21 protein-coding genes are annotated in these 23,438 nt (G+C 58.9%); 13 read left to right on the top strand and 8 right to left on the bottom strand.

The genetic code is table 11. From position 1 onward, the window contains the following. Positions 1 to 4: 4 nt before the first annotated feature. Complete coding sequence (gene argB, locus VNZ60_RS09825) at positions 5 to 907, bottom strand: acetylglutamate kinase (RefSeq protein WP_325658567.1); 903 nt, start codon at positions 905 to 907, stop codon at positions 5 to 7. A gap of 401 nt (positions 908 to 1,308) precedes the next feature. Between argB and VNZ60_RS09820 the strand changes: the two genes are divergently transcribed. Next, on the top strand, positions 1,309 to 1,512 hold the full coding sequence (locus VNZ60_RS09820; RefSeq protein ID WP_325658565.1) for a cysteine-rich CWC family protein: 204 nt from the start codon (positions 1,309 to 1,311) through the stop codon (positions 1,510 to 1,512). Positions 1,513 to 1,521: 9 nt separating this feature from the next. Here VNZ60_RS09820 and VNZ60_RS09815 read toward each other — a convergent pair whose 3' ends face one another. From VNZ60_RS09815 to VNZ60_RS09805, 3 genes are read right to left on the bottom strand one after another with little or no spacing between them, the layout of a single operon-like run. Beyond that, a complete protein-coding gene (locus VNZ60_RS09815; protein ID WP_325658563.1) occupies positions 1,522 to 2,205 on the bottom strand; it encodes an SPOR domain-containing protein in 684 nt (227 codons plus the stop codon). 4 nt (positions 2,206 to 2,209) lie between these two features. Then, positions 2,210 to 2,980, bottom strand: coding sequence for a type III pantothenate kinase (locus VNZ60_RS09810; protein ID WP_325658561.1), 771 nt, complete (start codon positions 2,978 to 2,980; stop codon positions 2,210 to 2,212). Between the two features lie 3 nt (positions 2,981 to 2,983). Further along, positions 2,984 to 3,862 (bottom strand): biotin--[acetyl-CoA-carboxylase] ligase, encoded by an 879-nt coding sequence (locus VNZ60_RS09805; protein ID WP_325658559.1) that lies wholly within the window; start codon positions 3,860 to 3,862, stop codon positions 2,984 to 2,986. Between the two features lie 258 nt (positions 3,863 to 4,120). Between VNZ60_RS09805 and VNZ60_RS09800 the strand changes: the two genes are divergently transcribed. The 11 genes from VNZ60_RS09800 to VNZ60_RS09750 all read left to right on the top strand — a co-directional run bounded on the left by VNZ60_RS09800 (position 4,121) and on the right by VNZ60_RS09750 (position 14,330). Continuing rightward, the gene (locus tag VNZ60_RS09800; protein WP_325658557.1) at positions 4,121 to 5,245 is read left to right on the top strand and encodes an MlaE family ABC transporter permease; all 1,125 of its coding nucleotides are present in this window, start codon (positions 4,121 to 4,123) and stop codon (positions 5,243 to 5,245) included. Next, positions 5,245 to 6,015 carry an ABC transporter ATP-binding protein gene (locus VNZ60_RS09795; protein ID WP_325658555.1) on the top strand — a complete coding sequence of 257 codons (771 nt, stop codon included), beginning with the start codon at positions 5,245 to 5,247 and terminating at the stop codon, positions 6,013 to 6,015. The genes VNZ60_RS09800 and VNZ60_RS09795 overlap by 1 nt, the downstream gene beginning before the upstream one ends. A gap of 43 nt (positions 6,016 to 6,058) precedes the next feature. Then, complete coding sequence (locus tag VNZ60_RS09790) at positions 6,059 to 7,006, top strand: MlaD family protein (RefSeq protein WP_325658553.1); 948 nt, start codon at positions 6,059 to 6,061, stop codon at positions 7,004 to 7,006. An 80-nt stretch (positions 7,007 to 7,086) separates the two neighbouring features. Continuing rightward, a complete protein-coding gene (locus VNZ60_RS09785) occupies positions 7,087 to 7,704 on the top strand; it encodes an ABC-type transport auxiliary lipoprotein family protein (protein ID WP_325658551.1) in 618 nt (205 codons plus the stop codon). Continuing rightward, positions 7,704 to 8,867, top strand: a complete 1,164-nt coding sequence (locus VNZ60_RS09780) for a VanZ family protein (RefSeq protein ID WP_325658549.1) — start codon at positions 7,704 to 7,706, stop codon at positions 8,865 to 8,867. Before VNZ60_RS09785 ends, VNZ60_RS09780 begins: the two co-directional genes overlap by 1 nt. 81 nt (positions 8,868 to 8,948) lie before the next feature. Beyond that, positions 8,949 to 9,269: a (2Fe-2S) ferredoxin domain-containing protein gene (locus tag VNZ60_RS09775; protein WP_211461559.1), complete on the top strand. Its 321-nt coding sequence runs from the start codon at positions 8,949 to 8,951 to the stop codon at positions 9,267 to 9,269. 57 nt (positions 9,270 to 9,326) lie between these two features. Beyond that, positions 9,327 to 9,962 carry an alpha/beta hydrolase gene (locus VNZ60_RS09770; protein WP_325658545.1) on the top strand — a complete coding sequence of 212 codons (636 nt, stop codon included), beginning with the start codon at positions 9,327 to 9,329 and terminating at the stop codon, positions 9,960 to 9,962. Between the two features lie 223 nt (positions 9,963 to 10,185). Then, complete coding sequence (locus VNZ60_RS09765) at positions 10,186 to 11,331, top strand: D-alanyl-D-alanine carboxypeptidase family protein (protein ID WP_325658543.1); 1,146 nt, start codon at positions 10,186 to 10,188, stop codon at positions 11,329 to 11,331. Between the two features lie 663 nt (positions 11,332 to 11,994). Further along, a complete protein-coding gene (locus tag VNZ60_RS09760) occupies positions 11,995 to 12,924 on the top strand; it encodes a hypothetical protein (protein WP_325658542.1) in 930 nt (309 codons plus the stop codon). 101 nt (positions 12,925 to 13,025) lie between these two features. Next, entirely contained in the window at positions 13,026 to 13,571 is a 546-nt protein-coding gene (locus VNZ60_RS09755) for a nuclear transport factor 2 family protein (protein WP_325658540.1), read from the top strand. Between the two features lie 39 nt (positions 13,572 to 13,610). After that, positions 13,611 to 14,330, top strand: a complete 720-nt coding sequence (locus tag VNZ60_RS09750; protein ID WP_325658538.1) for a DsbC family protein — start codon at positions 13,611 to 13,613, stop codon at positions 14,328 to 14,330. 168 nt (positions 14,331 to 14,498) lie between these two features. On the opposite strand, the gene VNZ60_RS09745 is transcribed toward VNZ60_RS09750, so the two are convergent. Then, positions 14,499 to 15,536: a 5'-methylthioadenosine/S-adenosylhomocysteine nucleosidase family protein gene (locus VNZ60_RS09745; protein WP_325658536.1), complete on the bottom strand. Its 1,038-nt coding sequence runs from the start codon at positions 15,534 to 15,536 to the stop codon at positions 14,499 to 14,501. Positions 15,537 to 15,821: 285 nt separating this feature from the next. Between VNZ60_RS09745 and VNZ60_RS09740 the strand changes: the two genes are divergently transcribed. Next, the gene (locus VNZ60_RS09740; protein WP_325658534.1) at positions 15,822 to 17,258 is read left to right on the top strand and encodes an alkaline phosphatase family protein; all 1,437 of its coding nucleotides are present in this window, start codon (positions 15,822 to 15,824) and stop codon (positions 17,256 to 17,258) included. Positions 17,259 to 17,313: 55 nt separating this feature from the next. On the opposite strand, the gene VNZ60_RS09735 is transcribed toward VNZ60_RS09740, so the two are convergent. From VNZ60_RS09735 to VNZ60_RS09725, 3 genes are read right to left on the bottom strand one after another with little or no spacing between them, the layout of a single operon-like run. Then, positions 17,314 to 20,934, bottom strand: a complete 3,621-nt coding sequence (locus VNZ60_RS09735; RefSeq protein ID WP_325658532.1) for an ATP-binding protein — start codon at positions 20,932 to 20,934, stop codon at positions 17,314 to 17,316. After that, positions 20,931 to 21,677: a DUF4194 domain-containing protein gene (locus tag VNZ60_RS09730; RefSeq protein ID WP_325658530.1), complete on the bottom strand. Its 747-nt coding sequence runs from the start codon at positions 21,675 to 21,677 to the stop codon at positions 20,931 to 20,933. The genes VNZ60_RS09735 and VNZ60_RS09730 overlap by 4 nt, the downstream gene beginning before the upstream one ends. Next, on the bottom strand, positions 21,664 to 23,109 hold the full coding sequence (locus VNZ60_RS09725; RefSeq protein ID WP_325658528.1) for a Wadjet anti-phage system protein JetA family protein: 1,446 nt from the start codon (positions 23,107 to 23,109) through the stop codon (positions 21,664 to 21,666). The genes VNZ60_RS09730 and VNZ60_RS09725 overlap by 14 nt, the downstream gene beginning before the upstream one ends. Positions 23,110 to 23,438: the final 329 nt, after the last annotated feature.

Below are 23,438 nucleotides of genomic sequence, written 5' to 3'. Positions count from 1 at the left end.
GACCTTAGTGCGAGCGGATCATGGTGCCGAACGCCTGTTCGGTCAACACTTCCAGCAGCAGCGAGTGCTCAATCCGGCCATCGATGATATGAACCGTGTTGACGCCCGACTTGGCCGCATCCAGCGCCGATGAAATCTTCGGCAGCATGCCGCCGGAGATGGTGCCATCCTTGAACATTTCATCGATTTCACGTGCCGACAGATCAGTGACCAGATTGCCTTGCTTGTCTTGCACGCCAGCAATATTGGTCATCATAATCAGTTTTTCCGCATGCAGGATCTCAGCGATCTTGCCTGCCACGACGTCGGCATTGATGTTGTAAGCCTGGCCGTCGGCGCCAAAGCCGATAGGCGAAATGATCGGAATGAAAGCGTCATCCTGCAAGGCCTTGACCACTGCCGGATTGATGGCTTCGATTTCGCCGACAAACCCGATGTCGAGGAATTCGCCCGGCTTTTCGCGGTCCGGCATGCGGTATTTACGGGCGCGTATCAAGCCGCCGTCCTTGCCGGTCAAGCCAACCGCCTGGCCGCCGTAATGGTTGATCAGCATCACGATATCCTGCTGCACTTCACCACCCAGTACCCACTCCACCACTTCCATGGTTTCTTCGTCGGTGATACGCATGCCTTGCACGAAAGTGCCCTGCTTGCCGATTTTCTTCAAAGCGTTGTCGATTTGCGGGCCGCCGCCGTGCACCACCACCGGATTCATGCCGACCAGTTTCAGCAAAATCACGTCGCGCGCGAAGCCATGCTTCAGGCGCTCTTCGGTCATTGCATTGCCGCCGTATTTGACGACAATGGTTTTACCGTGGAATTGACGGATGTACGGTAACGCCTCGGCCAGAATTTCTGCTTTGATTCCTGGTGCAACGTTGGCAAGATTGTTGGTCAAATCGGCCATGAACAGTCCTACAAGAGAGTTCCGAAAAGCTTGGGGTGCGGGGTGGTCGCGGCCCGGTCCAATACCGGCGGCTAACGACCCGTCGACCTCAGACAGTTTGTCGGAAGAAAGTAAAAGGGGTGCAAAGACTGCAACTCGGGGGAGTTAAAAATCGCTGCGCGATGGATCAGCGCGATTTTACATGGAAATGCGCTTGCTTAGGTGTGACAAGCTGTGACAAGCGCCGCAAGTGTGGCGCTGGTTGCACAGGCCGCCAGGATCGTTATCATGACGTTGCAAGTGCGCGCAAGTGCGTCGTTTTGCGCGCCCGAGAATTTGCCTTGATCGGCGATCGACATCAGGATCGCTGGCGTCCCTGGCCACTACGCAATACCACGCAAACCACGCAAAGGAAAAGCATCATGGCGCAATGCCCCGTCTGCCAACAGCAGTTTTTTTGCGGCGCCGGCCAGCATGCCGATCAGCCCTGCTGGTGCAGCCTGTTGCCGCCGCTGGCCGGGGCTGACTTGGCAGCGGCAGCGCAGTGCTACTGCCCGGCTTGCCTGCAACGCTTGCTGCAACAGGAACCAGCCAGCGCCGCCGAGCAGCAGAAACCGTCGCTTTAAAAACAACGATTAGGGACAGCTGCGCACTTCCTGGCCAGGAAAATCGGCCTTGATCTTGTCGAAGGCAAGCTTTGCATCGCCGCCCAAATCACGCAGCTGGAACGCCACTTTGCTGGAACTGACGCTGCGCGTGCCGACCTTGGCGCCGCTCAGGCCACGCTTGGCCAGGTTGGCCACTTGCTTCTGCGCCGCTTCGTCGGTCTTGAAAATACCCAAGGAAATGCCATAGCGCAGCGCGCTCGAATCCTGGATCACAAAAAAGTCGCTGATCCCGAGCCGGCGCACCTCGTCAGCCTTTTTATCCGCCGCTTCCTTGCTGCCCAGCGATGGCAGGTACACCATATGGCTGGCCACTTCCTGGATTTCACGGCGGACAAATTTGACGGCGGGCGTGCGTTCCGCCAGCTGGCTCGAAAAACGCCGTGCTTCGGCTGCATTGAAGTTGCCGACTTCAGTACAGGCCACTGGCGCCAGTTCGGCGGCTGTCGGTGCTGGCGCCGTACTGGCTGCGCTGGCCACCGCAGCAGCAGGAGCAGCGTCGGCTGGCGTCATCTTGATTTTATCCGCCTGCAACTGCTTGCTGATGCGGGTCGGCTCCCGGCCGTCGCTGTAGAGCGCGCCGAGATAACCTTTTTGCATGGCGAACAAAGCGGCGTTCGCCAATAACAGCAGCCAGAAAATGAGTTTCAACATAGTTTTAGAGTGTCACTGCGGCAGTTTGTAGACCGATCAATACCAGATTATCAACGGTTTCATGCGCTATGGACAGATACGGCGCAATCAACGCCGCCGAGCCGCCTGCCACGATACAGCGTATGCGCTTGTCGCCGGATTGCTGCTGATGCAGCGCAACCGCGCGTTCGATGGCGCCGACCTGAGCGTTGATGCAGCCGCTGACGATAGCGTCATCGGTATTGTCGGCAAACAGCGTACTGACTTGCACGTGATCCGTAATGTGCGGCAATTGCGCGGTGCTGCGCGCCAGCGAAGTTGCCATCAAGCCCAGGCCCGGCAGGATCATGCCGCCAGTGAATACGCCGTCTGCGCTGACGGCGTCGATCGTGGTAGCCGTGCCGCAAGTAGCGACAATCAAGGCCTGTTGCGGAAACAAGCGTTGCGCCCCCAGCGCCGCCGCAAACCGATCGCAACCCAGTTGCGCCGGATCGCGATAGGCGTTGCGCAGGTCGCCCAATTGCGGCGGCGAGACAAACCAGTGTGGCGGCATGTCAGCGCCGAAAACCGTCTCCAGCAGCGTCTGCAAACGCCCCCGTGTATGCTCGCCAGCAACATTTGAAACCAGTATGCGCATCACCGCCAGCTTGCGCCAGCGTTCGCTCAGCCGCACCAGTTCGCTGAGCGCAGCCGAGCCGCTTTCCAGCCATTGGCCCGGCAAACTGCCAGGCTCCGATAGTTCCGCGACTGCCCATTTGATGCGGGTATTGCCGACATCGATCAACAACATAGCCATGGATCAGCCCTCCTTCGGGCGCAATGAAATATCGCCGGCCATGATGGCAATCGGGCTGCTGCCGCCGTCCGTCTGCAACAACAAGCGTCCGATCCGGTCGATGCCCAGCGCCCGGCCTTCGTGCAGTGTCTTGCCCTGGTCCAGGATCAGCACCTGCTGGCCGGCAAACGCATGCAAGCGGTTCCAGCGCTCGACAAAAGCCGCCAGTCCCTGGCTTTCGAATTGCCGCATGCTTTGCGCAAGCCCGCTCAATAATGCGCCAAGCAACAGTTCGCGATCCCGCGCCGCCGATGCCGGCAGATTGGCGGTACGGCGGCCGATCTGTTCTTGCAATTGTTCCGGCATGGCGAGATTGATGCCGATGCCGATCACCGCCCAAACCTGCTGGCCTTGCTGCTCCGGTGCGGTCGCGGTTTCGATCAGGACGCCGGCCAGTTTGCGGCCGCTCTGCAAGACATCGTTCGGCCATTTCAACTGGACCTCAACGCCAAAATCGGCCAGGGTCTCGGCAATCGTCACGCCTACCGCCAGCGGTAAACCGACCAGCGCCTGCAACGGTGCGGCAAACGGCCAGGCCAGCGAAAACGTCAGCGCTGCCGCCGGCGCCGTCAGCCAGGCACGACCGGCGCGGCCACGGCCAGCGGTTTGCGTCTGCGCCACCAGCAAGGTCGGGGCGCTCAGCGCACGCGCGCCGGCCGTGCCCGGCTGATCGCCGCTAGCGACGCGCGCCAGCAGATCGGCGTTGGTGGAACCGGTCTCGGCCACTACTTCGATCTGGCATTGCTCGGCGTGATGGCCGGCAAATGCGGCGATACGGGCGGCGGACAAAGCGCTCGCGGGCGAAATTGGGGCAACAGGGGGTGCAGTGGATTGTGCAGTCATGCCGCGCATTGTAGCGGGAGTTATGGAGAAATGCGGGCGAAATGCGAGCGAAATGCGGCTGGCTATGCATGCGATCACGCGAGAAAACACAATAAAAAACAGCTAGTTTGACCACCCTATGGCATATTTCGCTGCTAATTGCCAATTCGTGCCAATTCGCGCCGATTCCTGCCAATGCGCTGATCCGATCGCCTGTCGCGGCCTGGTTTTATCATTACTGCAATAGTGCTAACAGCGATTCTCCCTTAAACTGATGCGATGCCGAACCCAGATTCCACACCTCCCGTTCTCGATTTCAAAGATGGCAGCCTGGTTGCCGCGCACGGCGACTGGCAGGTACATGCCTTGACGCAGCCGGGAGTGATCAAGGCGCTGCAAGCCAAATTGAGAGTCCTGGCCAGGCAAGCCGATACGCTGCGCTGGGATTTATCCGGTATCGGCAGGCTGGATCATATCGGCGCCCAATTCTTATGGAATGCATGGGGTAAAACCCGGCCCAAACAATTAACCCTGGCGCCGCAACACCGCGATTTCTTCCAGCGCCTGGCCAGCGCCGGCGCCCTGGCGCTGCCGCCCAAACCGCCGCGCCGCCGCCTGTTGAATGTGATCTTCGACGTCGGCGTCGACATCCTGGCGCATATATCCGGCTTCATCACCCTGCTGGGACAACTGGTGCTGGATTTCCTGCGCATGCTGCAAGTACCGCAGCGGGCGCCGTGGAAAGAGATTTCCGCCAATATCTACCATGTCGGCTACCAGGCCCTGGGGATTACTGCGCTGGTCGGTTTCCTGATCGGCGTGGTGCTGTCGTTTTTGTCGGCACAGCAATTGCATACCTTTGGCGGCGATGTCTACCTGGTGAATATTCTCGGCATGAGCATCATCCGCGAACTGGGGCCGTTGCTGGCGGCGATCCTGGTGGCCGGCCGCTCCGGTTCGGCGATCACCGCGCAACTGGGCGTGATGCGGGTCACCGAAGAACTCGATGCGATGCTGGTGATGGGCTTGCCGCACGGCTTCCGGCTGATCTTGCCGCGCGTGCTGGCGTTGCTGGTGGCGATGCCCTTGCTGGTGATCTGGACCGATGCGATCGCGCTCCTGGGCGGGATGGTGGCAGCGCAATTGCAGCTGGGTCTGTCGCCGACCTATTTCCTGCAGCAGTTGCCAAACGCGGTACCGTTGCCCAATTATCTGATCGGTCTCGGCAAAGGCGCGGTGTTCGGCGGCTTGATTGCGATGGTGGCCTGTTACTTCGGCCTGCGCATCGAACCGAATACCGAAAGCCTGGGACATGGCACCACCACTTCGGTAGTCAGCGCCATCACCATCGTCATCGTCGCCGACGCCATATTTGCGATTATTTTCAGCGGCGTGGGATTCTGATGGCTGAACCGACGCCGATCATCGAAATCGATAAGCTCTGGACCCAGTTCGGCCAGGCGGTGATCCATCAGGATCTGGATCTGCGCATAGACGCCGGCGAGATCGTCGGCCTGGTGGGCGGCTCCGGCTCCGGCAAGACGACCCTGGTGCGGCAGATATTGGGCTTGAACCGGCCGACCACGGGCCGCGTAATGGTGTTCGGCACCGACATCAATCAGGCCGATGTCGAGCAAATGTACGCGCTGCAAAATCGCTGGGGCATGTTGTTTCAGCAGGGCGCCTTGTTTTCGGCATTGACGGTGCTAGACAATGTGGCGTTGCCGATGCGCGAGTTGCGCGCCTTGCCGGACCGGCTGATCAGGGATGCGGCCTTGCTCAAGCTGCAGATGGCCGGCATCGGCCCTGAACATGCGCTGAAAATGCCGTCCGATCTGTCGGGCGGCATGGTCAAGCGGGTGGCGCTGGCACGGGCGCTGGCGCTGGAACCGGAATTGCTGTTTCTGGATGAACCGACAGCCGGGCTCGATCCGGCATCGTCGGCCGCCTTTATCGAACTGATCCGCTCGCTGCACCAGGACATGCGCCTGACCGTGGTGATGATCACCCACGATCTGGAGCCGCTGCTGGCGTTGTCGACCAGGATTGCGGTGCTGGCGGACAAACATGTGATCGCCTACGACACACCGGAGCGCGTGATGCAGGTGCGCCATCCGTTTATTGAATCATTTTTTCTCACTGCCAATCGTTTTGAGCATGACACTTGCGGATAGCATGCAAATCAGCGGTTGCAGGAAAGCGTAGATAGGAAGTTTTATGGAAAATAAAGCGCACGCCCTGATCGCCGGGCTGTTCACGGTAGCCTTGCTGATTGCGGCGCTGCTCGGCGTCATGTGGTTCAACAGCGACCGGGTGGAACGGATTCCTTACGAGATCGCCACCAAACTCTCGGTGCCGGGGCTCAACCCGCAAGCCGATGTCCGCTACCGCGGCCTGGATGCAGGCAAAGTCGATACCATCAGCTTCGATCCCAAAGCGCCGGGGCAGATCCTGATCAGGATCAAGATCAATCCGGATACGCCAATGACCCAATCCACCTTTGCCACACTGGGTTATCAGGGCGTGACCGGGATTGCCTATATCCAGCTGGACGACGATGGCAGCAAGCCGCTCAAACTCGACAGCAGCAAACAGCATCTGGCGCGCATAGAATTGCGCCCCAGCCTGTTCGATAATCTGCAGACCAAGGGCGCGGCGATCCTGGCGCGGGCCAGCGAGATGGTGGACAAACTCAACGGCTTGCTGGACCCGGAGAATCAGAAAACCATGCTCAAAGCGTTCAGCGACGTCAGCCAGACCGCCGACAAATACCGACCCATTCCGGAGCAGTTGCAGCCGACCTTGCGCCAGTTGCCTGCCCTGACCAGTGAACTGAACCAGGCGCTGACCTCGGTCACGACGCTCTCCAACAACATGAGCGTGCTCAGCAAAAACCTGAATACCCTGACCGCCAGCCTGCAAGGACCGGACGGAGCCGTCGCTAATCTGGCGGGAGCGGTGCAAAATATCGGTTCGGCCGCCAACGGCGTTGAATACGATGCACTGCCGCGTTTCAACACCCTGGCCACGGAAGCGCGTTCGTCGATGCGCACCCTGAACCAGACCCTGGACCAATTCAAGCAGCAGCCGCAAAGCATTTTGTTTGGAGGTACAAGCCTGCCTCCGGGCCCGGGGGAAGCTGGATTTGTCGCTCCCGCCAGATAACAAATCGGGGGCAGAGTTTAAGTGCCGCCAAGCTAAGATTACTCTGTCCGCAACTGATTAAAAATAACTAAGGTTAAGCCATGACCATGCCAAGAATCCTGCCGTCTTTAGCCGCAATAGCACTGGTCGCCGGCTGCGCCAGCAAGATCGACGCGCCCACCCAATACGATCTGGGTCTGCTGCCGGCTGCTGCAATTGCCACCCCTGTCGCCACCACGGCCGCAACGATCTTGCCAGCCATCAGCCTGGCCGATGTCAATGCACCCGCCTGGCTCGACAACAACATGATGTTCTTCCGCCTGGCCTACGCCAACCAGCTGCAACCGCGCCCTTACGCCAGCAGCCGCTGGACCATGCCGCCGGCGCAGCTGTTCCAGCAACGCCTGAAATCACGCCTGGCCCAGGCTGGCGGCACGGTGCTGGCGATGTCCGATGCAGCGCTCAACATTCCCTTGCTGCGGATCGATCTGGATGACTTCACGCAAACCTTCGATACGCCGTCGCACAGCGTGGCCACGCTGCAAGTGCGCGCTTCGCTGTTCAATGGCAGGGTGCTGCTGGCGCAAAAGAATTTCAGCCGCCAGGCCACGGCCCCCAGTGCCGACGCCGCCGGCGCCGCCAGTGCTTTTGTGGCCGCCAACGATGGCGTGATCGATGATCTGATGAGCTGGCTGGCGACGGTAGCGCCGAAAAAATAATGACCGAACAAAAGACCAGCGCAACTTCCGCTGCCGCGCCATCATTTGCCCGCGTCAGCCTGCTGATTTATCTGCTGCTGATCGTCTACGCCAGCTGGTATCCGTTTGCCGGCTGGCGCGATCTCGGCCTGACAGCGTTTGCCTATCTGCGCGCGCCATTGCCGCATTACTGGACCGTGTTCGATGTCTGGACCAATGTCGCCGGCTACCTGCCGCTAGGCATGCTGATGGTGCTGTCGCTACCGCTGCAGCGCTGGCGCCGCTGGTCGCCGTATTGGGCGGTACTGCTGGCGACCCTGGCCGGGATCCTGATCTCCGGCTGCATGGAAGCGGTGCAAACCTTTTTACCCACTCGCGTTGCCTCCAACCTGGATCTGATGACCAATAGCGTCGGCGCCCTGCTCGGCGCGGTGCTGGGCGCCATCCTGCGGCCGCGCTTTGGCCCCGACAACCGCCTGCTGCAACTGCGCGACCGCTGGTTCAATCGTGAAGCCAGCCAAGGCATGGTGGTAGTGGCGCTATGGCCGCTGGCGCAGATTTATCCGCTCAGCCATCTGTTCGGCTTCGGCCAGTTCACCTCCATGCTCTCCACCTGGCTGTCCGACCTGCTGGAACAGCCCGTCGATCTGCAAGGCTGGCTGACCAACGATATTCAATTCAGCGCCGACCAATACTGGCTGACCGAAACCATCATCACCGCTTGCGGCCTGACCGGCGCCGCCCTGACCTTCCTGATCGTGCTGCGCCAGCAAGCACCGAAACTGCCGCTGACCTTGCTGCTGGTGTTTGTCACGCTGATGACCAAGACGCTGGCGACAGCGCTGCTGTTCGCGCCGGACAATGCATTGGTCTGGCTGACCCCGGGTTCGTTCGGCGGTTTGCTGATCGGCGGCCTGATGCTGGGCGGCCTGGCTTACGCGCCGCAGCTGGCGCAACGCCGCCTGGCCGGGCTGACCTTGATCATGGCTTTATTGCTGGTGAATATCATGCCGGACAATCCCTATTACACCGAAACCTTGCAAACCTGGTCACAGGGGAAATTCCTGAACTTTAACGGCGTCGCCCAGTTCCTGGCCTTGCTGTGGCCGTTTTGCACGCTCTGGTTCCTGTTTCACCCGATGCACATGCGGCGCCGCAAGCTGCAGTTGCGCGAATCGAGATAGGATAGAGCCAGGCCGCCTCCTGAAATGAAGATGCCGGCGGTGTATGATCCCTGCTATACCCAACCTTCCAAGAATATTGCAATGAGCGACAAACCGTATTACGAACACCATGTATTCTTTTGCCTGAACCAACGCGAGCCGGGCGAACGCGTCTGCTGCGCCAATGCCGGTGCGCAAGCCGCGCAAGAACACGCCAAGCGCCGCGTCAAGCAACTCGGCCTGGCCGGTGAAGGCAAGGTGCGGATCAACAAGGCGGGCTGTATGGAACGCTGCGAACAGGGGCCGGCGCTGGTGATTTATCCGGAAGGCGTCTGGTACACCTACGTCGACACCCAAGATATCGACGAAATCATCGATGTCCATATCGTCGGCGGAAAAATTGTCGAACGCTTGAAAATCTAAACAGACCCACTGGCAAAAACGCTTTCCGTCTTCTCTTCATCACCCCGAATTAAGTCAATGAACGCCCAAACGCTTCCCTTCTTCATCACTGGCGCTGCCGGCCAGCTCGAATGTGCACTAGACCTGCCTGATCCGCAAACATTTGCCGCACCGCGCGGTTTGGCGCTGGTGGCCCATCCGCATCCGCTGTTCGGCGGCACCATGGACAACAAGGTGGTGCATACGCTGACGCGCGGTTTCCTGGCGCTGGGTTATGCAACGGCACGCATGAATTTCCGCGGTGTCGGCAAATCCGACGGCGTCCACGACGAGGGCCGCGGCGAGACCGATGACATGGCGCTGCTGCTGGCTCACATGCGCCAGCAATATCCCGATCTGCCGCTGGCGCTGAGCGGATTCTCATTCGGCACTTTCGTGCAAGCGCAATTACAGCAGCGCCTGACTGAGACTGGGACAGCGGCCGAACGGCTGGTGCTAGTCGGCACCGCCGCCGGCAAATGGCCGATGCCAACCGTGCCGGCCAACAGCATCCTGATTCACGGCGAACTGGACGAGACGATTCCGCTTACAGCCGTGTTCGAATGGGCGCGCCCGCAAGACATCCCGGTAATCGTGATTCCCGGCGCCGATCATTTTTTTCATCGCCGGCTGCAACATATCAAGAATCTCATGGTCGAAATGTGGCATCGCTGAAAGGCCGCGGAAAGGCCTCGGTTCAATCGCTGTGCAAGCACCTTTGCATAGCGATTGAGCCGGCCGGGCAGGCGGTGAGGCTATAATTCTGTCAGCATGGTTGTATGCGGTTGTTTGTTTGCCGCCTCCGCTTACGCATTTTTCAACCCCTTACGCAAATAAAGTTGCTCATTGTTCACAATGGCGCTGGTTTATTGCTACTGATTTCATTACTCGATACTCCATGAAAAAAATACTCGCGGCGCTCGCTGCAACTGTCCTCTCCATATCCGTAGCCTTTGCCCAGACATTACCGGCGCCGACAGTGGCCGCCAAATCATGGCTATTACTGGATACCACCAGCAACCAGGTAGTCGCGTCGCAAGATCCAGACATGCGCATCGAGCCGGCCTCGCTGGCCAAGATCATGACTGCCTACGTGGTTTTCGATGCGCTCAAGGACAAGAAGATCAGCCTGGACCAGATGGTCAACGTCTCGGTGCGCGCCTGGAAGGTCGATCCAAGCAGCTCGAAAATGTTCATCGATCCAGCCACGCCGGTATCGATCAATGACCTGCTGTACGGCTTGATGGTGGTATCGGGCAACGACGCTGCGGTAGCCTTGGCAGAAGCAGTGGCCGGCACCGAAGATTCCTTCGTCGCGCTGATGAACCACGAAGCTGAACGGATGGGCATGAAATCGACCCACTTCGGCAATCCGCATGGCCTGCCAAGCGCCGACACTTACTCCACCGCGCGCGATCTGGCGACGCTGGCAGCCCACGTGATCGTCGATTTCCCCGAGTTCTACAAAATCGATTCGACCAAGAAATACACTTACAACAAAATCACCCAGCCTAACCGCAACCGCCTGCTGTGGCTGGATCCGACCGTCGACGGCATGAAGACCGGCCACACCAGCAGCGCCGGCTACTCCATCATCGCCAGCGCCAAACGTCCGAACGCCGGCGGCGATCGTCGTTTGCTGGCCGTGGTAATCGGCACCAACTCCGACGGCACCCGTACCCAGGAAGCGCAAAAACTGTTGAACTGGGGTTTCCAGAACTTCGACGCCGTCAAGCTGTACGCCAAGGGCCAGGCAATCGATACGCCGCAAGTCTGGAAAGGCGCCAAGAGCCAGATCAAGATCGGCTTCACGCATGATGTCTACGTAACCGTGCCAAAGGGTATCGCCGACAAGATCAAGCCGGTGCTGGAACGCACTGACCCGCTGATCGCACCGATCAAGCAAAACGCCAAGGTCGGCACAGTCAAGGTAAACGCCGACGGCAAGACCATCGCCGAATTCCCGGTGGTGGCGCTGGAAGACGTGAACCAGGCCACCATCTTCGGCCGCGCGTGGGATTCGATCCGTTTGCTGTTTAAATAAATGTAGCGATCCTGATCGAGAATTTGATCGAGAATCAGATCGGATTCAGATCAGATTCAGATCAGATTCAGATCAGATTCAGGCAAAAAAATGACAGCTGCGGCTGTCATTTTTTTTACCAATAATCATTCGCATGCAATGGCTGGACAACTGTATCACCTCGAATCATTTCGTTACAATTTTGTTTCCCCGTAACAATTAAATACATTGCCGCTGAGGAAAATGTGGGGATAAACTCCATCCCCATGGTCAACCCTGGCCACAATAAAAATGATGCGGCGCGCACCACCATGCGGCGCCGGCACATGGCAGTACAACAGGAGGAATAACATGATGCTCAGCTTCATTGGTTTTCAGCCTTACTTCCAACCATATGCCCACCAAGCCGCATCTGGACCTCTCGCCCCGCCCCTGCGTTTTTAGCGCTTTTCCTAGCGTTTAACTTGTAGCTTCACATTTCCTTCGCTTTACCGAATTTCAATCCTGGCGTTCTGCACGAATGCCCGGGTTGTCTTAGACGCACCTATGGTTCCGTCATGGCAGGTGGCGGACCGGCCGTGCGTCGACTCTGAAGCGAGACGCAATCCCGCTCCAGATGCGGTAACCGGACGCTCCTGATCGGACGCCCGGCATGTCAATTCACATCCACTACGGAGAGATGCAATGAAATTGAATCGCAAATTAGTTGTACTAGCGTTGTCCCTTACCTACGCCAGCGTTGCGCTTGCAGGCGCAGTCAAAGGATCCAGCGACTCAGTCTACAAGCCGACCGGCAAGGGCTGGGGCGAGCTGGATCTGGACGTGCAGACCCATGCACAAAAAGCTGCAACCCTGAGAGCTCAGCGCAGCGCTAACCTGACCGACCAGGGCGGCCCGGTGATGACCGGACCGAAGAACGTCTACTACATCTGGTACGGCAGCTGGGATGCAGCTTCGCAAAACGTGCTGACCAATCTCGGCAACCACATCGGCGGTTCGCCTTATTTCAACATCAACACCACGTACACCAATAAGGCCGGCACCCACGTCCAGAACGTCGTCAACTACGCCGGCACCACCACCGACACCGGTTCGCTCGGCACCCAACTGTCCGATGCAAACATCCAGACCATCGTCGCCAACAAGATCAATTCCGGCGCCCTGCCGCTGGATGCGAACGGTGTCTACTTCGTCTTGACCGACAAGAACACCACTGCAACCTCAGGTTTCTGCACCCAGTATTGCGGCTGGCATACCAACGCCACGATCAATGGCCAGGATATCAAATACGCCTTCATCGGCAATCCTGAAACCCAGTGCGCAAGCTCCTGCGGCGCCAATACGCCAAGCCCGAACAACACGCCCGGCGCAGATGCGATGGCCAGCATCATTTCACATGAGTTAGAGGAAACAACCACCGATCCAGATGGCAATGCGTGGTATGCCCTGGCCAACGGCATGGAAAACGGCGACAAATGCGCATGGAATTTCGGCGCTACATCCACCGCCTCCAACGGTGCTGCGTACAACCAGACCTTCGGCACCATGAAGTATCTGATCCAGCAAAACTGGACGCTGCTGCCAAGCCAGGCTTGCGCCCAGCACTATCCCTGATGGCAAGGCGGTCGTGATGTAACATGGAATTCCGTCGCAGAGCGCTCTGCGGCGGAGCTTCAGCTGATGCTCTTCCCTATTCAATCGCCCGAGTCCATACCATGAAAAAAATTTCGCTTCTGTTCGCGCTGCTGCTGGGCAGCCATGTTTCAGGCTTCGCGCAACAAGTAGAACAAGCAGAACAAGCAGCCGCGCCTGTCCAAAGAACCGTACCCACCGTGACCCGCACGGTGCAAATTTTCAGCACGCTGGAAAACGAATTGAATGACGCTGTTCAGCAGCGCAATAGCGGCGTCATCGACAAACGCCTGGCCGTCGACTACGAACTGCGTAGCGCCGCCGCTCCCGGCCGGCCGACGCCACGCGCGGAATCTATCGCCAGCGCCTTGAAGCAAACGCCGTTTGCATCGCAGGTACAACAGATGGCGGTGCATGAGTATGGCGCCGTGATGGTCGTCAGTTTCCTCTGGTCGCTGGATGTTGCCGTCTCCAGTCCGTTGGCGAAGAACATCTTTGTGGTCGACACCTGGAAACAGGTCGACGGCGACTGGAAACTGGCGACCCGTTACGCGGCGCCGGCCGATGCGCAGCACAAGACAGTGCCGGGAGTCGATCTGTCCGGCATCGACGCCAAGAAGAAAATCTGACGCTGAAACCTCTGCCCCCTTCTTAGCAATGGAAACGTCATGACCCGGTTAACCAAAACCTTGCTCCTGCTGCTTACCCTGGCGGCGGCCACCGCCAGCGCCGAAACCGCGCAGGAAGCCCGCATCAAGAAACTGATCGAACCGCGCATGGGTGTCGGCATCAAGGTCGATGCCGTGAGCAAGACGCCGTATGCCGGACTGTATGAAGTGCGCACCAACGGCGACATCTTCTATACCGATGAAAATGCGGACTACATCGTGGTCGGCAAAGTCATCGACACCCATACCTACAAGGACTTGACGAAAGAAAGGGTGGATCACCTGGCGGTGATCAATTTCGCCGATCTGCCGCTCGATGCAGCGGTCAAGACTGTCAAGGGAGATGGCAAACGGGTGCTGGCGATATTCGAAGATCCGAACTGCCCCTACTGCAAGAATCTGCACAAGACCCTGCAGGAAATCGACAACGTCACGGTCTATACTTTCCTGCTCAATATCCTGTCTGACGATTCGGTGGTGAAGTCCCGCGATATCTGGTGCGCGACAGATCGCAGCAAAGCCTGGAGCGACTGGATGATCAATGGCAAACCCGCAGCAGCGGCCGCACCGAGCTGCCCGACACCGAACGACAAAGTACTGGCCTTGGGCAAGAAGCTGCGCATCGTCGGCACGCCCACTGTGTATTTTGCTGACGGCAGCCGCACCGGCAGCGCGCTCGACGCCAAGGCGCTGGAACAGAAGCTGGCGTCTTTGAAGTAATTCCACTCGGTTTGCTATTGAGAATTTCATAAAACATGACAATACTCTTACCCGGTTGCGCTTAACAAACGCAGCTAACTGGGGTCGGAGTCAAGTTTCGCGATGAAGCACTGCGAAAGTTGACTCCGACCCCAGATGACTCTGACGGCAGCCGAACCTGCAGTGCGCTCAACGCCGGTTGCGATGGCTCCACGCTTCCAGGAAAGCCAGCGTTACGCTAGCCTCATTGGTCTCCGCCAGGCCGCTGCCAAAAAAAGCGCCGACATCTTTGAAATCATTGCCTCCGGCCAGATCCGACAAACTGCGGAACGCGATAAATGGCACGCGATTGGCGTACGCTACCTGCGCAAAAGCACCCGTCTCCATATCCAGCACCTGCGCCTGCAAATTATCGTAGAGATAAGCCCTGTAGCCAGGATTAGCCATGAAAGCGCTGACCGAAACGCCACGGCCGCCAACCCGCAACTCAGGCTGGACGCTGACACACAAGGCTGGATTCTTCGGCCCGCACTTCGCCAACGCCGGTTTCAAAGTACGGGCCAGCGCCAGCATTTCCGGATCGGCGTGAAAATCGAAACGGAACTCCCCTTGCGGTGCATTACTCGCATTCATCACAAAATTGTCGCGCATGAACAGGCCGCTGCTGACCGCGCCGCCAGCCGTATCGAACTTGAAATCCGGGCGCGGCTTGCCGTTAGCCGTCGCCAGTTTGACACCCAGGCAGCTGACATCGCCAGCCGCACCGCAAGGCGACGGCAGGCTGCCATCGCCATTCCAGTAAACTTCCATCGGCATCGCCCAACTCTCCGCTACGATGACGTCGCCGACATGGTTGGCCGGATTGATGCCGCCGGCAATTCCGCTCATCAGCAAACGCTCGACATGGAAATGATTCATCATCAGCTGCGTCACCATGGTGGCGTTCACCACACTGACGCCGCTGAGCACGATCACCACCGGATTGCCACGCAGCTCACCGGTAGTAAACCGGTTGCCGTTGATTTTCCAATCGCGTTTTTTCTGCGTCTGCTCCAGCAAGATATCCGCCTCGGCGCCGAACGCCGAAACGATGCCGATGCGCGGTTTGCACTCGGTCAGGCAACGGCTCTCGGCGGCCGCTCCGGTAGCCGCCACCAGCATGCCGCTGGCAAGCAAGGCGCCGCCAATCCGGCGCAACATCGTCAATACGGGAGTACGAGCAAACAAGGGATTCTCCTTTCGCATATTTCACTAGACAGTTCAGCAACCGCCAACGGAACGCCAGCAACGGCATCGAGCACAACCCCGTTAATGTAGCGCGGAAAAGTTCATCTGTCGGAAAATGCCGGGAGCTTTTTTAGAGCTGTCACTTTTGACAGGAGCTCTCGCCTCTCACAGTGCAGAATCGGGTTTTGATCGACAAAAGCTGCGCCGACGCCACAATGCATGCCGGACCTAAGCCTTCTTGACTTCCTCGACAGCATGACTACACTCCAGAACGAGGAGGCGCACATGGCCCAGATCCTGCCCCAGATAGAACACATCGTGGTCGTCATGCTGGAAAACCGGTCGCTCGACAATATGCTCGGCGGACTCTACCCGAACGGCGCCACGCCAGCTGTAGTCTTGCCAAAGGGGAGCGCGGCGCAATACGACGGTTTGCGCCCCGGCCTGTGGAACCCGGCGAATGCGGGCTATTTCGACGGCGATCCGCCGCAGCAGGTCGAGGTCAAACCGGTGACCAACTCCTCCACCATGCCCGATCCCGATCCGGAAGAAACCTTCGACAACGTCACGTATCAACTGTACGGACCGGAAGGGGTCGTCCCCGATCCGCGCTGGCCGATGCAAGGCTTCGTCATCAACTACGCCAAGGCATTGAGCGACAGCGCGGCGCCCGCCGACGCCACCCAGATCATGCAATGCCACAGCCGCGCCCAATTGCCGGTGCTGGCGACACTGGCGCAACAATATGCGGTATCGGATTCCTGGTTTTGTTCAGTGCCCAGCCAGACCTGGCCGAACCGCGCTTTTGTCCACGCCGGTACCTCGAACGGACGCATTAACAACGGCAGCCCGCCCGATCCGCTGGATTGGGACGTGCCGACCATCTACAACGTGCTGCAGGCGTGCGGCAGCAGTTGGGTGGTGTACAGCGACACCCTGTTGACGCCGTCGCTCACACGCACCATGTTTCCAAAACTGTGGGACCCGATGCTCAACGGCCACTTCAGCCGCTTTACCGAATTCGTCGACGCCTGCGCCAGCGATACCCTGCCGCGCTACTCTTTCATCGAACCGTGTTTTCTGCTGCAACCGAACGATCAGCATCCGCCGCACGATGTGCAGGCGGGCGAAGCCTTTCTCCATGAAATCTGGACTGCCGTCAGCTCCTCTCCGGGCTGGGCCAAGACCTTGCTCATCATCACCTACGATGAACACGGCGGCTGCTACGATCATGTACTGCCGCCGGCCCATGCCATGCCGCCGGATGTAGCGAGCACCCCCGGTGACGACGGCTTTTTGTTCGATCGCTTCGGAGTGCGCGTGCCAACCGTGGTGGTCTCGCCCTACATTGCGGCGGGTACGGTATTCCGTTCCGATACTTCGGTCCCTTACGACCACACCTCGATACTCGCAACCTTGCGTGACTGGATCGGCATCGCGCCGTCGGACATGCTGCCGAGCGAGCGCATCGCGGTGGCGCCGACGCTGTCCCAGGTATTGACGCTGAGCACACCGCGCAGCGATCTGCCCGACATTGCGGCGCCAGGCGCGGCCTTGGTGCAACCGGCGCTAGCGAGCGCGCCCAACGATCTGCAAAAAAGCCTGGTAAGCGGATCGGCAAGACGCTTCGGCCTCGATCCTGCCGCCACGCTGGCGAACATCAAGACACGCCAGCACGCGGTGGACTTTTTCAAACGGCGGCCGACCAAGGTCAATGCATAAGTCAGATCGTGCGCCATGATCATGAGCCAAATCCGAGACAAGCTCGCGAGCGCACTCACGCCGCTTGCTCGGCCGCTTCAAAATTGATCTGCGCCTGTTCGCGCACCTGGGCCCGCCGCAGTTCCCACAACTCACGCAGCTTGTCCGAGCGCAGTTCGCGCTCATCCGATTCCGAGACGAAGCCAACTTCGCCATTGCCATCGGCGACGGTGCGGCTGAAACTCCATTCACGCGAGAATTCCGGCTTGATGGCGCCGGCGTGCTTGGTTGGCATGGCGCAGATCAATTGCATGCCGAGGTGATCGCGCAAGAACTTCAAGACATCGCGTGCGCGCCCTTCATCCATCTTGGCGAACGATTCGTCGTTGACCAGCAGATGCAGGCTGTTGCCCTTCTCGAAACGCTTGAGGCGGTTGGTGACGACGGCGGCGTGAATGATGTAAGCCGGCGTTTCCAGCTGGCCGCCGGAGCCGGTGCCCCACTCCGATAAGCGCACGTGCGAGCCGGTATCGGATTCCTTGTAGATTTCGTAGCGCCGGTAATTGCGATAGTCGGCAACTCGCTGTAACTCCTTGACCGCCTTGTCTTCGTCGTCGGACAACAGCAATTGCACCAGGCGATCCCGGACCTGGCAATTTTCCGCGCTCAGCACCGGGTCGGCAAACAGGTTGCCGGCTTCTTGCGTATCCGACATTTCCGAGGTGGCGCAGAAAAAATCGTAATAAGCCTTGAATTCCGGTATCCATTCCGACCAATCGATGCGGAACTTATCGGTGCCGAACTTGAGCTTGTCGAGTTCGGTATTCAGCGTCTTCAAGGTCCGCACGCCGGTATCGACGGCGTTGCGGATCTCGTAGCAAAACTGCTTGGTGAAAACATCGTTGAACGAGGCTTCGGCCGTGCGCAACTGCTCCAGGTTCTTGATCAGGCCGATATCTTTCTGCCGCGTCAATTGCGCGCGAGTGCGCTCTTGCAAAGCCACCATCAGCGCATACAGCGGCGCAAAATCGCCGTCGCGCAGATCCTCGCCCTGGGCCACTTCAAACCGTTCGTCGATACGTGCATGGGCATGATATTCACCCAGTGCATTGCGCGCATCGCCATATAACTGCCAGCTGAGCGCGGTTTGCCTGGCGACGTTATTCGATGCCTGCGATTGCGAATAGCTGCCCTCATTCATCCATGCTGCGACTTCGTCCGTCAGCGCGGTGAAAGACAAGCTGCCATTGACGATGCACAAATCGCGCAACTTGCCGCTATCGCCATCGACCCGTGCCTGTTTGCCGCTCAGGCCAAAACTCAAGCGTGTCATCACCGCCTGATGGCCTTGTATGGCTTTTTCATGGCCGCCGATGTTTTTGCTGCAGGCGGTCTTACGCGCCTCCAAAGCGGCGATCTCGACGCTCAATGCTTCGGCTTCATCTTCCAGCTTGCTGACCTGGGTCAGATCGAGCCGGCTCAAATCCTGGCGTGCAGCATCAAGCTCGCGCACCAGATTCTCCAACTCGTCAATCGCAGCAAACGACGGACATTGCAATTGTCCCATCAAGGCCAGCGCACCCTGCAACTCGCGCAACTGGGCGCGCAGTTGTGTCAACTCTTGTTCTGCTTGTGCATGCTCATGCTCGGCGCGCTGCTTGGCGAGGCGCTTGGCTTCCTGGCCGAACACCAGCAGATCGGTATCGGCGGTGAACATGGTGCGCGAGCCGCTGCCCTTACCGTCCTTGGTCAAACCGCGCGAGGTATGGCGCAAGGCTTCGGTATCGGCCACCTTGACCACCTGGCCGAACTGATCGTGCAGATAAGCATGCGCAATCGGATGTTCGGTGCTGAGCTCATGCACGATGGAATCGCTGGCGGTTCTTTCTACCTTCAGGTTTTTCAGACAGAAGCTGCCTTGGATCACATTGGCCCGCAGTTTCTTCTGCCTCACGAATGCGATTGCCTTGCTTTCCCACTCCTGGTCCACCACCAGGTTGAAACGGGCGCCGCCCAGATAACCTTCGATCGCGGCCTGCCACTCCGCCGACAGAGGCTCCACCAGGTCGCACAATACCTGCGCCCGCGCAGCACCCAGTTCAGAGCGGAATTCCTTCAATGCGTGACGGATATGTTGCGGATAATCAGCGCCGCCTTCGGCCAGATTGGCTTTGCGTGAAGCGGCGTCTTTTTCATGGCGCAAGGCCTCGTGCTCGGCGGCGCGCAATTGCGCAATTTGCGTATGCAAGGCGGAAACAAAACTGTGTTCGGTGCCGGCCAGCGCGCCATGCAATTTTGCCAAGGCGGTATCGACGCCTTCAAAGTCGTTGACCAGCATCAGCGATTTCAGTACGTCCACTTCGTCCGCCTTGGCCAGTTCGGCGATGCTGCGCAGATGCGTAGCGAGATCGAGCGTGCCGGCGGCCGACAGCGCCAGCACTACCTGGCGGGCGGCGTTGGCAATCTCTTTTTGCTGCGGCGGAATCTGCATGCCGGCCACGCTGCGCGCTGCGGTTTCCAATTGCTGGGCCAGCAGCGCATTCTGTTGCAAGGCATTGAACACAGCCTTGATCTTGCCGTCGTTTTGCTCGATCTGATTTTGAATCCGGGTCTTTTGTTCGGCCGCAGGGATGCCCATCATTTGCGCGTGGATCTGCGTCAGGCTGCGGTTCTTGGCGTTACGGTCCTGCTCCAGTTTATCGGCGCTCTCGGTTTCATCGCTGATGAGCAGCTGCAAGCCTTCGATCGCAGAAGTGGCCGCTTCCAGCTGGCGCTGGTCTTCACGCAAAGCCAGCGACGACACCAGCAGCTGCGACTGGCATGCCGCTTGATGCGCGCGCGCCGTATCGCCGACAGCTTTGCCAAGCGACTCCAACCGCTTGACGTTGTCGCTCAGGCGCTCGCCTTCCTTGCGCAACTCGTTGACCTGCCGCATCAGTTTGCTGATCTGGCCGATGCGCTGCGACAGTTGCGTGGTGTCCAGTTCCAGGATCTGGTGCTTGACCAGATCGTCGACGCTGCCGATAGGCTTGTGCGCTATCGACTGGCTCCAGGCCCGAGCGGCGCTTTCGGCTTCGGCAAAGGAAACCGTTTTCTGACCGCGAAAGCGGCCATACAACTGGCACAGATATTCGCGCTTGCTGTCGCGGAAATTGGTGATGCCGCGATATTTTCCGGACAGGTGGTGCTCGATCTTTTCAACCGCAACCACTGCCATGCCGCCGTCGATCTCGGTCGAGGTCAGATCGCCCAATTGCAGCGCAACGCCGTCGATGATCAGCAACGCCAGCCGTTCCGATACCGCCTGGCGCCTTTCGCCGGCGCCATCGACCCGGGCCGAGGCCGCAACCAGCGCCGTGAACTCACGCCCTTCCTCGCCCTCGCTCGGTTTAAACACTGCGGCGATATAACCGTGCGCGCCGTTCGGACGAGCAAACAAATTATCCTCGGCGCCGACGATGTAAGACCACAAGGTGCGCTTGGTCTTGCCGTTACGCGCGCCCTGGGTGGTTTCATCCTGCCCCGGGTTATAGCTGAAAATATTCTGGTAGACCGCCGTCATTACCGTTTGCAAGGCATCCAGCATGGTCGATTTTCCGGAGCCGGTGGGGCCGGTCAGCAAAGTCATATTGCCCATCGGGTATTCCTGCGAGCGCAAGGCGCCCCAGTTCACCAGGATCAGTTTATCCAGCTTCATTCGATGTTTCCTTCAATGCTTTCTTCGATGTTTTCTTCTTCTGTCATGAGTTGCGGGCTGGCTTGCTCTACCTCGGCCTCAACTTCAGCACCGGCTTCCACCAGCTGCGGTTCCGATTCCAACGCAGCTTCCAGCATATCGTCACTGATGATGCCAAGAATGGTCGGCCGGATCGCCAGCAAGGCGTCTTCATCATCCATCGAAAAATTGGCGGCCAGCCGGATCAAGCGATGCCGTTTCAGATCGTTGAGCAAACGCTGCCGCTCGATGCTGGTCGGCGGCAGAGCGCGTTTCAATTGCGTCTGCAGGGTGGCCGACAATTCTTCAAAGCGCGTCAAGACCTCACCCGAATCGGTCAGGCGGTTGCCGCCTTCCGACAAGCCTTGCTGATACTGGAAGCGCAGCGCCAATGCCGCCGCCACAAAATCCGGCGACAGCCTGGCGCGCAAACCCGGCACCGGTTCCAGCCCGTCTTCCGGCATGCCTGGCACTTCTGCACCGGGCGCATACAGGCGGAAAAATTCACCTTTCAGATTATGTTCAAGCCGAAAGCCGCCGAGCCCGAAATAGTCGCCCAGGCATGTTTCGATACGGCGCGCGTCGTCATACAAGCGCTGCTCGACACCGTCTTCTTCGCGCAGCACGATGCCGGCGGCAAACAAGCGTCCGACGATTTCGCGAAACCGTTCCAGCGACAAATGGTGAACTGCCAGTTGTTCGTTCAGTGTTTCATTCAGTGTCATGTTTCATCTCGATCTGATAATCGTCGCCGGCATAGAACTCGTTCCAGAGTTTGCTCGGCAATTTCTGCACGGTCAGCCGTTCATCGCGCGCACCGCGCACGGCTTCCACTACTTGCATATTGTTGAGGACATCGGTGGTGGTAGCCACCGGCAGCGTCGACAGCCGGATCGGCCGGTCGCGCAAGCGCAGTTCGGCGCGGATCCGGTGCACGATGTCGTCGTTGGACAAGGCAAAGGCGTCGGCTTCGGCGCGATACATGGCGGCCGCCAGCCTGGCGTCGCGCGTCACTTTCGGCTGTGCCGTCACGGTCAGGGCCTTGCGCCGTTGCGAGGCGCTGCGCAACTTGAACGCGGCCGGATCGAGCAGGCGGATTTCGGCCGGGGCGATGGCGGCGCCGATACGCTCCAGAAATGCATTCTGGGCTGCGCCGCTGAGCTTGGCAGTCTTGCTGATGGCCAGGCTATAAGCCTGGCGGGTCTGGCCGCCGCGCAGCATCAGCGCCTGCTGCACGATGCTGGCGGCGCGCTGCATATACACGCTCATGGCCTTGATCAGCTCCGGATGTTTGGTGGTGCAAGCCGCCTCCACCATTTCTTCGATGCGATCCAGCATCCACTCCAAAGTCGACGGCCCTTGCCGTTCCTGGCTGGCCCAGCGAGCGATATCGTTGAGCTGCTCTTCCAGCGCCAGTGACTTGTCTTGTTCCAGGCTATGCAAACGCGCGATCACATCGCGGATCGCCTGCCGATGGCGTTCGATGCTATCGGCGGTCAGCTGCTTCTTGAATTCCTTTTCGAAGCGGTCGAGAAATTCCATGAAACCGTCCCACGGCGTTTGCGATGCTTCCAGCATCAAACGCCGCACCAGCTCCTGGAAATAATCGACGCCTTCCGACAAATCGCTGATGACTTTTTCGGCATAGTCGTAAGCGTCGATCAGATCGTAGGCATCGACATTGCGCAGTGCGGCGTTGAGCGCATTGCGGCAGCTGCGCACATTGCGCTGACGAGTGCGGGCGCTGCGCCGGTCGATGGCCCAGAACGCTTCGGCAAACAATTTTCCGGCACGGGTAAAGCGGTAAGCGGTGACCAGGCCGGCGCGGTCGCCGAAGGTTTCTAGCCAGCCGTCCCTGAGCAGGGTCCGCAACAGCGCGCTGCTGCTTTGCTGATCGTCGGCGCCGGCCGGGATGAAATCGTCGTCAGCCAGCTCCGTGCCGGCTGCCGCCTCTTCTTGCATCAGCATGATCTGGCGCGCTTCCTGCACCACCGGCAGCAACAGATCGCGCAAGCCGTCGCGCGTCAGGTTCTGGCCGTAGTCGGCGCTGGGGCCATGCAGCCGTTCATACAGCGCCCGCACGCAAGCCACCACCACGCCACGGTGCTTGCCAGCCAGCGGCCGGAAGAAATTAAGTCGGTCTGGTTCGAAAAACAATCGGGTTGCCTGCAGTAGTTACGAAGATAAATTGCAAAAATGAAAACATATCGGATATTGCCGTGAATCAGCCGCCTAATTGTATAAATCAAAGAGCAACCCGCCATTGTAAATGGTAGCGCCTGACATCACGAGCAGGTATCTTAGACAGTGTTAGACAGTGGACAGAAAGCCAGGCGATCCGTAACATGCATTTCTAGAATGCGATCAGACATTCCCAGCCCATCGCCAGGAGACACCCGTGCCATCAAGCTGCCCCAGCCGTCACCTCAGCATCACTATTCAGCACGACCTGACCGCGTTAAAAAAACTGCTCGAAACTCACTGAT

Origin of the sequence: Collimonas sp. (assembly GCF_035566375.1) — a bacterium.
In the GTDB taxonomy this organism is placed as follows: Bacteria; Pseudomonadota; Gammaproteobacteria; order Burkholderiales; family Burkholderiaceae_D; genus Collimonas.
This window is presented reverse-complemented; position numbering and strand designations above follow the sequence as displayed.